14 protein-coding genes are annotated in these 15,723 nt (G+C 72.2%); 10 read left to right on the top strand and 4 right to left on the bottom strand.

Annotation, left to right across the window (positions count from 1 at the left end):
* Positions 1–93 precede the first annotated feature (93 nt).
* The 7 genes from rimO to VSH64_RS20285 all read left to right on the top strand — a co-directional run bounded on the left by rimO (position 94) and on the right by VSH64_RS20285 (position 7,571).
* On the top strand, positions 94–1,542 hold the full coding sequence (rimO, locus tag VSH64_RS20315) for a 30S ribosomal protein S12 methylthiotransferase RimO (protein ID WP_326837211.1): 1,449 nt from the start codon (positions 94–96) through the stop codon (positions 1,540–1,542).
* A complete protein-coding gene (pgsA, locus tag VSH64_RS20310) occupies positions 1,539–2,234 on the top strand; it encodes a CDP-diacylglycerol--glycerol-3-phosphate 3-phosphatidyltransferase (RefSeq protein WP_326837210.1) in 696 nt (231 codons plus the stop codon). Before rimO ends, pgsA begins: the two co-directional genes overlap by 4 nt.
* 86 nt (positions 2,235–2,320) lie before the next feature.
* Complete coding sequence (locus VSH64_RS20305; protein WP_326837209.1) at positions 2,321–2,779, top strand: CinA family protein; 459 nt, start codon at positions 2,321–2,323, stop codon at positions 2,777–2,779.
* A gap of 100 nt (positions 2,780–2,879) precedes the next feature.
* On the top strand, positions 2,880–3,350 hold the full coding sequence (locus tag VSH64_RS20300; RefSeq protein WP_326837208.1) for a helix-turn-helix domain-containing protein: 471 nt from the start codon (positions 2,880–2,882) through the stop codon (positions 3,348–3,350).
* Between the two features lie 226 nt (positions 3,351–3,576).
* A complete protein-coding gene (pspA, locus tag VSH64_RS20295; RefSeq protein ID WP_326837207.1) occupies positions 3,577–4,422 on the top strand; it encodes a phage shock protein PspA in 846 nt (281 codons plus the stop codon).
* Between the two features lie 35 nt (positions 4,423–4,457).
* Positions 4,458–5,450, top strand: a complete 993-nt coding sequence (gene pspM / locus VSH64_RS20290) for a phage shock envelope stress response protein PspM (protein ID WP_326837206.1) — start codon at positions 4,458–4,460, stop codon at positions 5,448–5,450.
* 363 nt (positions 5,451–5,813) lie between these two features.
* Positions 5,814–7,571, top strand: a complete 1,758-nt coding sequence (locus VSH64_RS20285) for an amidase family protein (protein WP_326837205.1) — start codon at positions 5,814–5,816, stop codon at positions 7,569–7,571.
* Positions 7,572–8,680: 1,109 nt separating this feature from the next.
* Here VSH64_RS20285 and VSH64_RS20280 read toward each other — a convergent pair.
* The 4 genes from VSH64_RS20280 to VSH64_RS20265 form a co-directional block, all read right to left on the bottom strand.
* The gene (locus tag VSH64_RS20280; RefSeq protein WP_326837204.1) at positions 8,681–9,715 is read right to left on the bottom strand and encodes a quinone-dependent dihydroorotate dehydrogenase; all 1,035 of its coding nucleotides are present in this window, start codon (positions 9,713–9,715) and stop codon (positions 8,681–8,683) included.
* 73 nt (positions 9,716–9,788) lie between these two features.
* Positions 9,789–10,355: a GNAT family N-acetyltransferase gene (locus VSH64_RS20275; protein WP_326837203.1), complete on the bottom strand. Its 567-nt coding sequence runs from the start codon at positions 10,353–10,355 to the stop codon at positions 9,789–9,791.
* Positions 10,356–10,891: 536 nt separating this feature from the next.
* The gene (locus tag VSH64_RS20270) at positions 10,892–11,695 is read right to left on the bottom strand and encodes a DNA-formamidopyrimidine glycosylase family protein (protein ID WP_326837202.1); all 804 of its coding nucleotides are present in this window, start codon (positions 11,693–11,695) and stop codon (positions 10,892–10,894) included.
* 3 nt (positions 11,696–11,698) lie between these two features.
* A complete protein-coding gene (locus VSH64_RS20265) occupies positions 11,699–12,571 on the bottom strand; it encodes a ParA family protein (RefSeq protein ID WP_326837201.1) in 873 nt (290 codons plus the stop codon).
* A 117-nt stretch (positions 12,572–12,688) separates the two neighbouring features.
* On the opposite strand from VSH64_RS20265, the gene VSH64_RS20260 reads away from it, so the two are divergent.
* The 3 genes from VSH64_RS20260 (at position 12,689) to VSH64_RS20250 (ending at position 15,453) form a co-directional block, all read left to right on the top strand.
* Complete coding sequence (locus VSH64_RS20260; protein ID WP_326837200.1) at positions 12,689–13,426, top strand: methyltransferase domain-containing protein; 738 nt, start codon at positions 12,689–12,691, stop codon at positions 13,424–13,426.
* Between the two features lie 103 nt (positions 13,427–13,529).
* Positions 13,530–14,747 carry a DNA polymerase IV gene (locus VSH64_RS20255; RefSeq protein ID WP_326837986.1) on the top strand — a complete coding sequence of 406 codons (1,218 nt, stop codon included), beginning with the start codon at positions 13,530–13,532 and terminating at the stop codon, positions 14,745–14,747.
* Positions 14,748–15,048: 301 nt separating this feature from the next.
* Positions 15,049–15,453: a DUF3040 domain-containing protein gene (locus tag VSH64_RS20250; RefSeq protein ID WP_326837199.1), complete on the top strand. Its 405-nt coding sequence runs from the start codon at positions 15,049–15,051 to the stop codon at positions 15,451–15,453.
* Positions 15,454–15,723 lie beyond the last annotated feature (270 nt).

Genomic DNA, 15,723 nt, shown 5'->3' with positions numbered 1-15,723 from the left:
CGAACGTGATCACCCGCCCACCCGCGGGGCCGGCCACCGCACTGGGTGACGCCGTCGCCGACCGGCGCGGGCGCGGCGGCTACCCTGAACGTCGTGCCTTCTCCCACCACTGAGCCAGCCCGCAGCCGTCGTGTCTCCCTCGTGACCCTGGGCTGCGCCCGCAACGAGGTCGACTCCGAGGAGCTGGCCGGACGGCTCGCGGCCGGGGGCTGGGAGCTGGCGGCGGACCCCGAGGACTCCGACGTCGTCGTGGTGAACACGTGCGGCTTCGTGGAGTCGGCGAAGAAGGACTCGGTCGACACGCTGCTCGCCGCGTCCGACACCGGCCGCAAGGTCGTGGCCGTCGGGTGCATGGCCGAGCGCTACGGCACGGAGCTGGCCGAGAGCCTGCCCGAGGCCGACGCCGTGCTCGGCTTCGACCACTACGCCGAGCTGTCCGACCGCCTCGACGACGTGGTGGCCGGCCGCACGGTCGCGTCGCACACGCCGTCGGACCGGCGCAAGCTGCTGCCGATCAGCCCGGTGCAGCGGCCCGCGGCCGCCGAGGCCGTGGAGGTGCCCGGCCACGCCCAGCACGGCTGGGGCCCGCGTGTGCTGCGCACCCGGCTCGACGATTCGCCCGTGGCCGCGCTGAAGATCGCGTCGGGCTGCGACCGGCGCTGCTCGTTCTGCGCCATCCCGTCGTTCCGCGGCTCGTTCGTGTCGCGTCAGCCGGACGAGATCGTCGCCGAAGCGCAGTGGCTCGCGGACAACGGCGTGAAGGAGCTCTTCCTCGTCAGCGAGAACTCGACCTCCTACGGCAAGGACTTCGGCCGCGACGGCACGCGCGCGCTCGAGCTGCTGCTGCCGCGCCTGGCGGAGATCGAGGGCATCGACCGCGTGCGCGTGTCCTACCTGCAGCCGGCCGAAACGCGCCCGCAGCTGGTGAAGGCGATCGCGACCACGCCGGGTGTCGCCGACTACTTCGACCTGTCGTTCCAGCACTCGAGCGAGCAGGTGCTGCGCCGCATGCGCCGCTTCGGGTCCACCGACTCGTTCCTCGCGCTCACCGAGCAGATCCGCGAGTACGCTCCGGAAGCCGGCATCCGCACCAACGTGATCGTCGGCTTCCCCGGCGAGACCGAGGACGACCTGGCGGAGCTCGAGCGCTTCCTCACCGGTGCGCGGCTCGACGCCGTCGGCGTGTTCGGCTACTCCGACGAGGACGGCACGGAAGCCGAGACCTTCGACGGGAAGCTCGACCCCGCCGTGGTCACCGAGCGCGTCACGCGGATCTCGGCGCTGGTCGAGGAGCTCACCTCGCAGCGGGCCGAGGACCGCATCGGCACGTTCGTGCAGGTGCTCGTGGAACAGGCGGCCGAGGACGGCGACGACGCCGTCGGTCGCGCCGCCCACCAGGCGCCCGAGGTCGACGGCGAGTGCGTGATCCTCGAGGATCCGGATCGCGCGGCCGTCGAGGTGGGCGATCTGGTGCGCTGTGAGGTCGTCGACTCCGCCGGGGTCGACCTGATCGTCCGTCCGGTGCCGGACGCGGACCGGTGAGTGCCGCACCCAGCGACGCCGGCGAGGGTGTGACCCGCGCCGCGAAGGCTTCGGCGCCGGCCGAAGAGGTGCCTGCTGAAACGGGGGCTGCCCGCATGCCCGAGCCTGCCGCGCCCGAACCCACGCCCGTCCCGACGCTGAACATCGCGAACCTGCTCACGCTTTCGCGTCTGGTGCTCGTTCCGCTGTTCGTGCTCGCGCTCTTCGCCGGCGACGGCGTGGACACCACGTGGCGGCTCATCGCCACGGGCCTGTTCGCCATCGCGTCGGCCACCGACCAGGTCGACGGGTGGGTCGCGCGCAAGTACGGCCTGATCACCGACTTCGGCAAGATCGCCGACCCGATCGCGGACAAGGCGCTGATCGGCGCCGCGCTCGTGGGCCTCAGCGTGCTCGGCGAGCTGCCGTGGTGGGTCACGATCGTGATCGCGGTCCGGGAGATCGGCGTCACCCTGCTGCGCTTCTGGGTGATCCGCCACGGCGTGATCCCGGCCAGCCGCGGCGGCAAGGCCAAGACGATGACGCAGATCCTGGCCATCGTCGTGTACCTGCTGCCGCTGCCGGACGGGGCCGACCCGGTGCGCTGGGCGCTCATGGGGCTCGCGGTGCTGCTCACCGTGGTCACCGGCGTCGACTACCTGATCCGCGCCCTGCGCCTGCGCGCTGCCGGCCGCCGCGCCACGGGTTCCTGAGGGTGGAGCTCCACGCGGTGTCTTCGGAAAGCCCGGGGTCTCTGGAAAGCACGGTCGCCTTGGAAGACACGGGGTCTCTGGAAAGCATGGCCGCGCAGCTCGTGGCCGTGCTGACCCGGCGCGGTGAGACCGTGGCCACGGCCGAATCGCTCACGGCGGGCCTGGTGTGCGCCACGATCGCCCGCATCCCCGGCGCGAGCGCGGTGCTGCGCGGCGGGCTCGTGGTGTACGCCACGGAGCTCAAGACCGTGCTCGCCGGCGTGGACGCGAAGCTGCTGGCCGAGCGCGGGGCCGTGGACCCCGAGGTGGCGGCCCAGCTCGCCGACGGCGCGCGCGAGCGCTGCGGGGCCACGTGGGGGCTGGGGCTCACCGGCGTGGCGGGCCCGAGCGCCCAGGACGGGGTGGCGCCGGGCACGGTGTACGTCGGGCTCAGCGGGCCGTCGACCCGGATCGTCCGTACGCTGGCCGAAACCGGTGACCGGGACATGATCAGGACCGCGTCGGTGCGTTCCGCGTTTGCGCTGCTCGGGGAACATCTACACTGATGGGGGCGTTCGCCCTTGGCGGACGTACGTGTCAAGTCCTGCGCTCGGGGCACCGCTCTGGGTAACGTAGGAGGCACCAGTTCGGGAAGGGAGGCGCGTGATGACCGTGCTGTTGCGTGAGGCGATCGGTGATCGGCTCCGTCATGCCCGCACCAACCAGCGTCGAACGCTGCGTGACATCTCCCGCGCCGCCAGGGTGAGCCTCGGTTACCTGTCCGAGGTCGAGCGCGGTCAGAAGGAGGCCTCCAGCGAGCTGCTGGCTTCCATCTGCGACGCCCTGGACCTTCCGCTCGGCGAGCTGCTGCACAAGGTCGCGGCCGACGTGTCGGCGCTCGAGTCGGTGGAGGTCGCACCGGTCGACGAGCGCGTGGTCGAGGGTGCCCCGAGGGAGCGGGTGCCGGCGGAGCGGGAAGCCACCGCGTCGGCGAGCGGCTTCGAAGGCGGCCGCCTGGTGGGCGAGCTGGTCGGCGACGACTTGTCCGACCTGCGGCTTTCGCCCGCTCCGCGGATGAACACCCAGTTGCGGACCACGATCGGCGCGCCGAAGCTCGCGTCCACGATCGCGGCGTAACAACGCTTGGTGAACGCACGGCCCCGGGGTGTGACCCCGGGGCCGTCCGCGTATTTCCGGAATCGATCAGGGTCGTCCCTGAATTCCCCCGGGGTCGCCTGGAACGGCAGGGGCTGACCTGACACGATGGAACCCAACGCCGGGGTCGGGACGTTCAAGCTAGGGGAGCGACGCCCCACCTCGAGACACACAGGGCCCGTGGGACGCAAGAAGGCAGGCGGAGGAGATGGCCAACCCGTTCGTGAAGTTCTGGAAGTACCTCATGGCGTCGTTCTCGTCGAAAATCGACGAGCACGCCGACCCGAAGGTGCAGATCCAGCAGGCCATCGAGGAGGCACAGCGCAATCACCAGGCGCTGACGCAGCAGGCCGCCTCCGTGATCGGCAACCAGCGTCAGCTGGAGATGAAGCTCAACCGGCAGCTCGGTGAGGTCGAGAAGCTGCAGGCCTCGACCCGGCAGGCCCTGGTGCTCGCCGACGAGGCCCGCGGCAAGGGCGACGAGCAGAAGGCGACCGAGTTCGAGACGGCGGCGGAGAGCTTCGCCGCGCAGCTCGTCACGGCCGAGCAGAGCATCGAGGACCTCAAGACGCTGCACGACCAGTCGCTGCAGGCCGCGGCCCAGGCCAAGAAGGCCGTGGAGCGCAACGCCACGATGCTGCAGCAGAAGCTGGCCGAGCGCACCAAGCTGCTCTCGCAGCTGGAGCAGGCGAAGATGCAGGAGCAGGTCTCCGCTTCGCTCAACCAGATGAGCCAGCTGGCCGCGCCGGGCAACACGCCGTCGCTGGAAGAGGTCCGCGACAAGATCGAGAAGCGCTACACCACCGCGCTGGGCCAGGCCGAGCTGGCGCAGAACTCGGTGCAGGGCCGCATGCTCGAGGTGCAGGAATCCGCCACGCAGATGGCGGGCCACTCGCGCCTGGAGCAGATCCGCGCGTCGATGCGCGGTGACTCGGTCGCGCAGGTCACCGACGGTGGCGGCGCCGCCAAGTCGGCCGGCACGGCGGGCAGCGCGGACATCCAGCGCGAGATCCAGGCCCGCGTGCAGGCCGAGCAGGGCAAGAACCCGGCCTGACCGCCGGGTGCGAGGACGACTCCCGGGGGTGGGGCATGGCCGGCAGCGGTGGACGGCGGGACTTCAACGAGTTCAACGCCAAGCTCGAGAAGCACATCGAGAAGCTGCCGGAGTACGCCCAGCGTGCCCAGGAGAAGCTGCAGCGGTACTTCCCGTCGGCCGATGAGGCCGGCGGGAAGCCCACCGCCGAGCCGTCCCCGCCGCGTCGGCCCGCACCACGCCGGCCCGCACCGCCCGTGGTGCGCCGGCCGACCACGTTCTCCCAGGTGGCCGGGCAGGTACCGGCCGTCGCCGAGGCCCGGGCGAAGTGGCAGCGGTGGAACGAGCCCACGGCCAAGCACCAGCGGCGCATCACCCGCACGTCGCGGGTGCTCACGCTGTGGCTGCTCATCACGATTTTCCTCGGCGTCCTCACCGTGCTCGCAGGCACGGGCCTGATGGGCGCCGGTGGCACCGACGTGGCCCAGACGGTGCTCGCCGGGTTCGGCACGGTCGTGTTCGGCACGTTCAGCGTGCGCACCGGGCTGAAGCTGCGTCAGCTGAAAAAGACGGAACTTCCCGGAGCCGCCGCGGGCGGCGCCCCGCCGCCGTTGCCGCCGGCCGCCTCGGTGGCCCGCGAGCCGATGGAACGCCTCGCGGAATCCGAAGCGTCCCTGGGCGAGCTGTTGCGGCAGCTGTCTGTGCCCACTTCGCTGGGCACCACCACCGTTCCCGAGATCTCGGTGGCCGACGCGCGCGCCACCGCCCAGGAGGCGGCCCGCGCCCTGCGTGGCCTGGCCGCTCGCATCCAGGCGATCGAGCGCGGCCGCAACTCCGCTCCCGAACGCGAGCGTGGTGCGCTCGACGCGGCCGTCGCGAAGCTGCGGGAGCAGCTCGACGACGGCATCGAAGGCTTCGGCAGCCTGGTCGCCGCGGCCGGGCGCGCGGTCGCGGCCAGCAGCGACGGCCTGGGCACCTCGAAGCAGGCCCTCACCGACGCGACCGATCACCTGGCGGGGCTGGCGTTGGCCCTGCGGGACCTGGCGTAGGCGCTTTTTTCGCAGGTTCATCCTTTCGGCCTGCCCTCCGGCTGGAAGCCGTGGAGGGCTCCCGTTCTTTCAGCGTGCCCTTCACGGATCAGGGGCGCGCGGGCCGGGAACAAGCCGGATGGCGCAGTTTGGGTTTCCGGTCGGCCTAGTCGACGTCACCGAATGCCGCTCAACGGTCGTTGCGCCCGAATACCGAAACAATGGCGTAATCCGAAACAGCTGGTTACGGAAACGCGTGCGGTTTAACGTTTTTCTCATGAAGTCAGTGGTGGCACCCGCCAGGATCGGCGCCGTGGCCTGAGGTTCCGCGGTGCCGGACGTACACAGTGGACTCATCCGATCCCGTCGAGGAAAGGACCCCCCGTGACCACGCTCCCGCCCGAAGCCGAACCCGTGCCCGTCCCTCCGCCCAGTGCGCACCACCGGGTGGTCGCCGCGTTCGAACGTCTCGCCCAGGTCGACCGCCCCGAACTGTGGGTGAGCCTGCGCACGCTGGAAGAAGTGCTGGTCGACGCCAAGGCCGTCGACGAGCGCGTCCGCGCCGGGGAGGACCTCCCGCTGGCCGGGACGGTGCTCGCGGTGAAGGACCTGATCGACGTCGCCGGGCTGCCGACCGCCGCGGGAGGCCCGGGTTTTTCGCGGGTGCCCGTGACCAGTGCCACGGCGGTCACGCGGCTCACCGGCGCGGGTGCCGTGGTGCTCGGCAAGACGAACCTCGACGGGTGCGGCGCCGGGCCGGTTGGCACGCCCAGCCCGTCGACCGCGGTCGCTTCGGCCGGCGACCCCCAGAAGTCCGCCGGTGGGTCCGGCAGCGGTGCTGCCGTGGTCGTCGCGCTCGGGATCGCCGACCTCGCGCTCGGTACTGACACCGCCGGTTCCGGCCGGGTGCCCGCCGCGCTGAACGCTGTGGTCGCTCTCGTGCCGACGCCCGGTCTCGTGCCGAAGACCGGCGTTTTCCCGGCGGCGCCTTCGGCCGACTGCGTTTCGGTGTTCGCGCGCAGCCTCACGCTCGGCCAGCGCGCCCTCGCCGCGCTGACCGGCCCCGATGGTCTGGACACCGCGGTGCGCTCCTGGCCGGCCGACGTCCGCCTCGGCGCGGGGGAGCGGCCCCGTGTCGCGATCCCCGACTCCGCGGGCCTCGCCGCATTGTCCGGACCGGCGCGGCGCGCGTTCGGGGTGGCGGTGGCTTCGCTGACGGCGGCCGGCGCCGTGGTCGAGGCCATCGACCTGAGCGTGTTCTTCGAGGCCGGTGAGCTGCTCCGCCGCGGTGGTCTTGGTGACGTGGCTTCTGCGGACCCTGACGGCGCCCTCGGCGGCCCTGGTGTCGTGCCTTCTGCCGACGCAGACGGCGCCCACTGTGGCACCCTCGGCGGCCCCGGTGCCGGGCCTTCTGCCGACGCAGACAGCACCCACCGCGAAGTCGCCCGCCTACGCGCGGCCGCCCACGCCGCCTTGGGTGACTGTGCGGCCCTGCTTCTGCCCACCGTCCCCGATCACCCCGACCTCACCGAAGCCGTGGCCGACCCCGCGGGCGTGAGCGCTCGGCTCGGCACGTACAGCGCCTTCGTGAACGTGCTGGACTTCGCGGCCGTCACCGTGCCCGTCGCCCCGGGCGACCAGCGCCCGTTCGGCGTCACGATCGCCGCGCGCGCTTTCGACGACCAGATCGCCCTCGACCTGGCCGCCGTGCTCACCGGCGAGCAGGCCCGCGAGCCCTACCCGCCCGACGGCGTGGACGTGGTCGTCTTCGGCGCCCACCTGCGCGGCCAGCCCCTCCACGACCACCTGCGTGGCGCCCGCTTCGTCGCGCCGGTCCAGACCGCCGAGCAGTACCGCATGGTCCTCCTCGACACCGACCCACCCCAACCCGGCGTGATCCCCGGCCGCACCACCCTGGACGGCGAACTGTGGCGCCTCTCGCCGGCGCTGTTCGGCCGCTTCGCCGCCTCCCTGCCCGCCCCCTTCGTCCTCGGCCACGTCACCCTGGACGACGACACCACCCCGCTCGCCGTGCTCTGCCCACCGACCGCCACGGGCAGCGCCCCGAACCTCGACCGCTACGACTCCTGGCGCGGCTACCTCCGCTTCGCGAGCACGGCGGGCCTGCGCTCGGTGAGCTGACCCAGCCCGCGGCTGACGTCGGGCAACTCACTCGGCGCGGCCGCGGGCCTCGGTCTTCGACAGTGGCAAGCCGGCTGTTGGATTGGTTCGTGGTGCGGCCAGCACACCGCGACCGGTACGAACGGTGGCGTGGCCGCTCGTGCTTCGTCAGCGCGGGCAGGTCTGCACCCGATGGCGCCGATCCGGTGTCGTGGCCGAGTGGCTGCCGGACGTCGTGACACCGCTCGCTGACGGCTCTGTGCCTCGCGTGGTGACCGGGCGCGAACCGTGCCGCGCCGACCTGCGGTTCGTGGGCACAGCGGGCCGTCGCTCGGTGAGCTGATCCGGCGCCGGTTGTCGCCGGAGTGCGGGCTTCGCCGGTGGCACGCCGGCGTTGGCCTGGTTCGTGGTGCGGCCTCCGCACACCGCGAGCGGCGTGAACCGCGGCGCGGCCACTCGTGCTTCGTCAGCGTGGGCAAGTTTGCACTCGGTCGCGCCGATCCGGTGTCGTGGCCGAGTGGCGGCCGGACGGCGTGGCACCGCTCGCTCACGGCTCGGTGCTTCGCGCAGCGACCGGCGCGAACCGTGCTGCGCCGACCTGCGGTTCGTGGGCCCGGCGGGCCTGTGGTCGGTGAGCTGATCCGGCGCCGTTGTCGCCGGAGTGCGTCCTTCGCCGGTGGCAAGCCGGCGCCGGCTGGTTCGCGGTGCGGCCGCCGCACCCAGCGAGCGGCGTGAACCGCGGCGTGGAAGCTCGTGCTTCGTCAGCGCGGGCAGGTCTGCACTCGGTCGCGCCCGGTCCGGTGGTCGTGGTCGTGTGGCTGCCGGGCGTCGTGGCACGGCTCGGTGCCTCGCGCAGCGACCGGCGCGAACCGTGATGGCCTGACCTGCGGTTCGTGGGCACGCCTGCGCTCGGTGAGCTGATCCGGCGCCGGTTGTCGTCGGAGTGCGTCCTCTGGCGTCGGCCGGTTCCGGCCTGGATCGTGGTGCGCCACCCCACGCCGCGAGCGGCGCGAACCGCAGCGCCGCAATCGCCGTAGCGAGCACGGCCTCCGCTCGGAGAGCCGACCCGGAGACCGGCGCGCGCGCCTTCCCAGGTGGTGTGCGCGCCGGCCTCGGGGGGTGTGGTGCGGCTACTTGCCGGGCCGGCGCGCGATGCCGCGGCCGACGCGTCGGACCAGGGCCGGGCCGTGGAGGGCGAAGCCGGTGTACAGCTGCACCAGGCTCGCGCCGGCGTCGAGGAGGCGGAGGGCGTCGTCGGGGTCGAGGATGCCGCCGACGCCGATCAGGGGGAGCTTGCCGGCGGTGTGGGACTGGACGAAGCGCACGACTTCCAGCGAGCGCGCCGTGAGGGGGCGGCCGGACAGGCCGCCGGTCTCGCCGGCGAGGTGCGTCTCGGCCGGGGCCACGCCGGAGCGCGAGAGGGTGGTGTTGGTGGCGATCAGGCCGGCCACGCCGTGGTCCAGGCAGACTTCCAGCAGCTCCGCGAGCGCGGAGTCCGTGAGGTCGGGGGCGACCTTCACCAGCAGCGGCGTGTCCCCGCCGAGTTCGGTCGACGTGCGGCGCAGCTCGGCGAGGAGCTCGCCCAGCGCGGCCTTGTCCTGCAGCGCGCGCAGGCCCGGGGTGTTGGGGGAGCTGACGTTGATGGCGAAGTAGTCGGCGTACGGGTGCAGCGCGCGCAGCGAGAACCGGTAGTCGTCCACGGCGTCGGCGAGTGGGGTGACCTTGGACTTGCCGATGCTGACGCCCAGCGGCACGCCCGGTTTGCCCTGCGCGGCGAGCCGGCGGGCGAGGGCTTCGGCGCCGTCGTTGTTGAAGCCCATGCGGTTGATCACGGCGTCGCTCTCGGGGAGGCTGAACAGCCGCGGCTTCGGGTTGCCCGGCTGCGCGTGCCGGGTCACGGTGCCGACCTCGACGAAGCCGAACCCCAGCGCCGGCCACGCCGCCAGGGCGCGCCCGTTCTTGTCCATGCCCGCGGCCAGCCCCACGCGGTTCGGGAAGCGCAGGCCGAGCACAGTGACCGGGTCGTCGGTGCCGTAGACCCGCGCGAGCGGCCCGAGCGCGGGACCGAGCCGGCTCAGCAGCCGCACGGTGCGCTCGTGCACCAGCTCGGGATCGTGGTAGGCAAGCCGGTACAGCGCGGGGCGGGCGATCTTCTCGAACAGCACGCGCCCATGCTGCCTCATCGCCTCCGGGGCGGCGCCCGGAACCCGGCCCGCCTGTGGCGCCGGTCGCGGGAGCCTAGCCGGCGACGCTTTCCTTCCACTCGTCTTCGAGCATGGCGTAGACCAGTTCGTCGGTCCACTCGCCCTTCACGATCTCGTTTTCCCGCAGGTGCGCTTCCCGGCGCATGCCGAGCCGTTCCATGAGGGCGCTCGACGCGGTGTTGCGGCCGTCGCAGCGGCCGATGATCCGGTGCAGGCCCAGGTCCTCGAACCCGAGGCGCAGCAGCTCCTTGGTGGCTTCGAGCGCGAGGCCCCGACCGTGGTGGTCGGGGTGGAACACGAACCCGATTTCGCCCTGGCGGTGCTCGGAACTCACGTACTCGAGGTTCAGGTCGCCGATCAGCTGACCGGTCTCGGTGAGCTCGACCGCGACGGCGAGGAACTGGCCGTCCTGCGTGAGCGTGGAGGAGTGCACCCGCTTCGCGAGCGCGGCGGCGGATTCGGCCCGGCTGCGCGGCCCCCAGTAGAGGTAGCGGGCGACGTCGGCTCGCGACTGGAAGGAGTTCAGGGCATCGAGGTCCTCGAGCCTGAACGGGCGCAGGAGCAACCGTTCGGTGGTGATCGGGTAGTCCGGCCTGAGCATGTCGTTCAGGCTAGCGAGATACGGCCGTTCGGGGTATGGAACGGGCCGATTGATCGGCGAAGCCAGGGGATCGATCGCCGGACGGTCGCCCGGCGGAGCCCGGCGGCGAGATCTCGTCTGGGTTGTGGGGTGCTCCCGGGGCGGCTCTCGGACGCCGTCAAACGTCCGAGTCCAAGCCGGACCGGTGCTCGAAAGCCCCGGGAGCCCGGTGACTGCCTGGTATTCGCTATCAGGCAAACACGCGAAGCAGGCGATGAGCCGAAGGTGGCTCAGGTTGTATCGCTGCTCAAAGTCCCTACGCGTGCCATCCGCTAGCGGACAGCCACCTCACGAGTCCTGTGAGAATACAACTTAGGACCACCTCCTCTCTCGTGTAAGACCACGCTAACCGCGAATGCCGGTGCGCTGCAACATCATTTGGGCGAACTCACGGCGGCCCGCCTGGGATGTCCGAATCCGTTCGCCGGGCGCGAACACCAGGCGTGAGCGGCGGCGTGACCGTGGCCCCTACGGCGGGCCCGAACGACGGCCCGAGCTCAGCCGCCCGGACGCGGTCCCGGCTGGCACCGCGGGCAGAACCACGTGGGCCGCCGGTAGACGCCCTCGCCCTGGTCGTGCACCTCGACCCGGCCACCGCAGCGGAAGCAGCCCTGGCGCGTGCGTTCGTAGACCCAGTGCTGCCGGCCGCGGGTGAGGTCGCCGGTGGTCACCTGCTCCCACCGCCACGCGTTGGCCATCAGCAGCTTCCGCGCCAGTGCCACCACCCGGGCCGAGTCCACTTCGGACACCCGGGTCCACGGCGAGACCTTCAGGAGGAAGCAGATCTCCACCTTGTAGAGGTTGCCGACCCCGGCCATGATCCGCTGGTCGAGCAGGGCGTCGCCGAGCTCGCGGTCTGGTTGCGCGGCCAGTGTCGCCGCGGCGCGCGCGGCGTGCTCGTCCGTCCACTGTGGACCGAGCAGGTCCGGGCCGAGGTGGCCGACCAGGTCGGCTTCGGCCTGGGTGGGCACGAGTTTCAGGTCGTGCACGCGGAAGCCGATCGCCTGCACGTCGGCCGAGGCGAGGATCACGCGCGCGTGGTGGGCGGGCCGGCGCCACTTCTCGCCGGCCGCGTGGATCTGCCAGCTGCCGTCCATGCGCAGGTGGCTGTGGAGCGTGAGGTCGCCGGAAAAGCGCGTGAGCAGGTGTTTGCCGACCGTGGCGGTGCCGAGGACCTCGCGGCCCGCGAGGTCCACAGTGGCCAGTGCGGGATGGCGGAACTCGCCGCGCACCAACGTCTTTCCGGCCAGTGCCTTGTCGAGCAGCTTGCCGTGGAGGAAGACGGTGTCGCCCTCGGGCACGGCTCAGCCCGCGGTGTCGGACACGGCCGCCGGCGACTCGGCGGTGGTCTCGGGCGCTTCGTCCTCTTCGCCGTGCACGCGGTGGCGCCCGGCGCGACCGGACCGCAGGATCTTCGCCAGCACCATGTTGAACGTGAGCGCGATCTCCTGCGCGCCGGGGGAGTGCCACTCGTGGATCGGGCTGCACGCGCCCTGCGCCTGCTGCACGGCCAGGCGGTCGGGGATCGCGGTGGGCATCACCAGTGAGCCGAAGTTCTCGCGCAGCTCGGCGACGCGGAACTGGTGCTCGTAGGAGCGCACGCGCAGCTTGTTGACCAGCACACCGATCGGGCGCAGGCCCGGGTTGTTCTCTTCGCGGATGCGCTCGATGGCCTCGAGCGCGCGCTGGGCGCCGGCCACGGCGTACATCGTGGGCTCGGTCACGATCAGTGCGCTGTCGGCCGCCACCAGGGCGGATTTCGTCAACCGGCCGAGTGACGGCGGGCAGTCGATGACCACGAGCTCGTACGGTTCCTCGCGCAGCGGGTTCTGGTGCAGCTCGTCGAGCGCGCGCGAGAGGTTCTCCAGGCGCCGGCCGTCGGAGTCGGGCTCGTTGAGCAGCTCCAGCTCCTCGGAGCCCACCAGCACGTCGACCTCGTCGCTCCACACGCTGGGCGCGATCGCGCGCTCGAGCACGGGCCGGGCGGGCGTCTCGAGGACGTCGGCCAGCGTCGCGTCGGTGTACGGCGGGTCGAGCGAGGTCGTGGCGTTGCCCTGCGGGTCGAGGTCGGCCACGAGCGTGCGGGTACCCCTACGCAGAGCGGCCGACGCGATACCGAGCGCGACCGTCGTTTTACCGACGCCACCCTTGAGGCTGAGAACGGCGACCGTGTGCACTCGACACAGCCTACGGGCCGCCGGTGGGTCGGGTCGCGAGGAAGGTGCCGAACGCCTCTTCCGGGCAGGCCCGGGTCACGGCGGGTGACCGGCGGGCGGGCACTACCCTGTCCGACTATGAAGACGGACACCGTGGCGGCCCGGGGTTCGGGCGCCGTTCGCCGGGCGCTCGAGGCGGAGCTGCGCGCGGCCCGCGCCCGTGGCGTGGAGCAGCCGGCCGTCGTCGACGTCGGCGGCGGCAGTGGCGGCTGGGCGGTGCCCTTCGCGTCGGCGGGCTGCCTCGTCACGGTGGTCGAGCCCAATCCCAACGCACTGGCGACGCTGCGGCGGCGCGCGGAAGAGGAAGGCGTCTCGCACCGGATCACGGTGATCGCGGACGATTCCGACGCGCTCGGCGCCCACGTCGAGGCCGGTTCGGCCGATCTCGTGCTGGCCCACGGGCTGCTCGAGGTCGTCGACGACCCGGCGGTGGCGCTCGCCGCGCTGGCCGCGGCCGTCGCCCCCGGTGGCGCGCTGTCCGTGCTCGTGGCCAACCGCAACGCCGCCGTGCTGCACCGCGCGCTGGCCGGCCGGATCGCCGAGGCCCAGCGCCTGCTCGACGGCGCCGACGGCGTGGTGCCCGGCGGGCGCGACACCGTGCTGCGCCGCTTCGACAGCACCGGGCTCACCGCGCTGCTCGTGGCCGCGGGCCTCGAAGTGACGCTGCTGCAGGGCGACCGCGTGATCGCCGACGTCGTGCCCGGCGAGGTGCGCGAGGACGAGCTCGCCGCGTTCGAGGTGGCGGCGGCTTCGGTGCCGGCGCTGCGCGACGTGGCCGGGCGGCTGCACGCGATGGCGCGCCCGGCGCAGGTCTGAACCTCGCGCTGATCAGGGCTTTTCCGCTCGGACCGGGAATTGTCGGTGGTGCCCGGTAGCGTCCGTGGGCGTGGGGAGCAGAAACGCCGAACTGCCGAGCGGCCTGGCCCGCTACCGGGTCACCACGGGTGCCGAGACGCTGCCGGACGACACCGGTTGCGCGATCCTGCACGTGGACATGGACGCGTTCTTCGTGTCGTGCGAGCTGCGCACGCGGCCTGAGCTGATGGACAAGCCCGTGGTCGTGTCCGGCGGCGGGCCGCGCTCGGTGGTGGCCGCGGCCAACTACCCGGCGCGCAAGTTCGGCGTGCACTCGGCGATGCCGTTCTCCACGGCGAAACGGTTGTGCCCGCACCTGATCTGCCTCACGCCGACCTCGGGCCTCTACGGCGAGGTGTCGCGGGAGGTCATGGACATCTTCCGGGAGCTCACGCCGCTCGTGGAGCCGCTGAGCCTCGACGAGGCGTTCCTCGACGTGAGCGGCGCGTTGCGGCGGCTCGGGGCCACGCCGGCCCAGCTCGGGGCGCGGATCCGCTCGCGGGTGCAGGCCGAGCACGGGATCACCTGTTCGGTGGGGGTGGCGAAGGTCAAGTTCGTCGCGAAGCTCGCGTCGGGCATGGCGAAGCCCGACGGGATGGTGGTGGTGCCGGCGGCCGACACGCTGGCGTTCCTGCACCCGTTGCCGGTCTCGGCGCTGTGGGGCGTGGGCAAGCGCACCGAGGAGCAGCTGCGGCAGCAGGCGCTGCACACGATCGCGGACGTGGCCGCCGCGCCGCCCGCGCGGCTGCGGCGTTCGCTGGGCAACGCCATGGGCGAGCACCTGTGGGCGCTCGCCAACGGCCACGACGACCGGGCCGTGGTGCCGGAGTCGGCGGAGAAGTCGATCGGGGCGGAGCGCACGTTCGAGGTCGATCTGCACAGCCGCGCCGAGCTGGGTCTCGAGCTGCTGCGGCTGTCCGAACGCGTCGGCGCCACGCTGCGGGCGCGCGGCCTGCGCGGGCGCACGGTGTCGATCAAGGTGCGCTTCGCCGACTTCCACACGATCACCCGGGCGCGCACGCTGTTCACCGCCACGGACGTGGCCCGTGACATCCATCGCACGGCCGTGGAGCTGCTCGCCGAGCACGCGCCCACCGGGGCGGTGCGGCTGATCGGCGTGCGGGTCGAGGGCCTCGACACCGGCGAGGGCGGCGAACAACTGCAGTTCGCCTCGGCCGAGCCGCGCTGGCGCGACGCGGAAGTGGCCGCTGACGTGGCCAGATCCCGCTTCGGGTCGGCGGCGGTGCGGCCCGCGTCGCTGCTGAACCCGCGGGAGACGTGACCGGCGGTGTCGCTTCTGTCGGGTTTTCGGCGCCCTGAGGTGCCACGTGTTGTCTCGCCTGTTGTATTGCCTGTTGTGTCATCCGGGGGTGTCGGCGGGCCGCCGCCGGGCCGTCGTGACCCAGTGTCAACCCGCGTCGGTCGTGATTTCCCCCAATTCGATCCCTTCTGGATGCGGGATCGGGTAGTCGGACGCGCGCGGGGCTCGTATCCTGGACAGTGCGGCCCCACCTGGGGTCGGCAGTTGGGTCCAGAACGTTGCGCGGCCCGGCGCCCGCGACAGCTGTGCCGGAGGAGGAAAGATGCCACTCTCCGAGCATGAGCAGCGGCTGCTCGATCAGATCGAGCGCGAGCTCTATGCCGAGGACCCCAAGTTCGCATCCACGGTGCGTGGCACCCGGTTGCGCCGCCCCGCCCGTCGACGGCGAATCCAAGGGATCGCCCTGTTCGTGGTGGGTGTCGCGCTCCTGGTGCTCGGCGTGGTGGTACCCGTGCTGCGGGTCGCCGACATCCCGTTGATCAGCGTGCTGGGGTTCCTCGTGATGTTCTTCGGGGTCATGATGGCCGTCACATCGATACGCCACGGCGACAGCGGCCGCGGCGGCTCCACCGCCAACGGCGGAGGCGGCGGCAAGGGCTCAGGCGGCAAGAGCTCCTTCACGCAACGCATGGAAGAGCGCTTCCGCCAGCGCTTCGAAGAGCAGTAGCTCCGCCCGGAAGCTTGGGAGATCCGCGCTTCACCCGGTTGGGGTGGAGCGCGGATTTCTCGTGTGTGCGGGCTGAGCTGGGGGTGCGCTTGGGCGGGGCGCGGGTTTCGGGTGGGATTTCGGGAGCTGTGGGCGGGCTGGGGTTGTGGGCCCGTGGCTGCCGAGGGATCTGAGCTTCGACGGCCGAGGGTTGCTGCCGTTGTCGGCCTGGGTCGACCTTGAGCTGGATCTGCCGCGCGCGGTTTGGCTGCGGCTGAGCTGACCTTGATC

Origin of the sequence: Amycolatopsis rhabdoformis (assembly GCF_035918295.1) — a bacterium.
GTDB lineage: Bacteria > Actinomycetota > Actinomycetes > Mycobacteriales > Pseudonocardiaceae > Amycolatopsis > Amycolatopsis rhabdoformis.
Note: the sequence above shows the minus strand (reverse complement) of the source record. Positions and strands in the feature narration are given on the sequence as shown.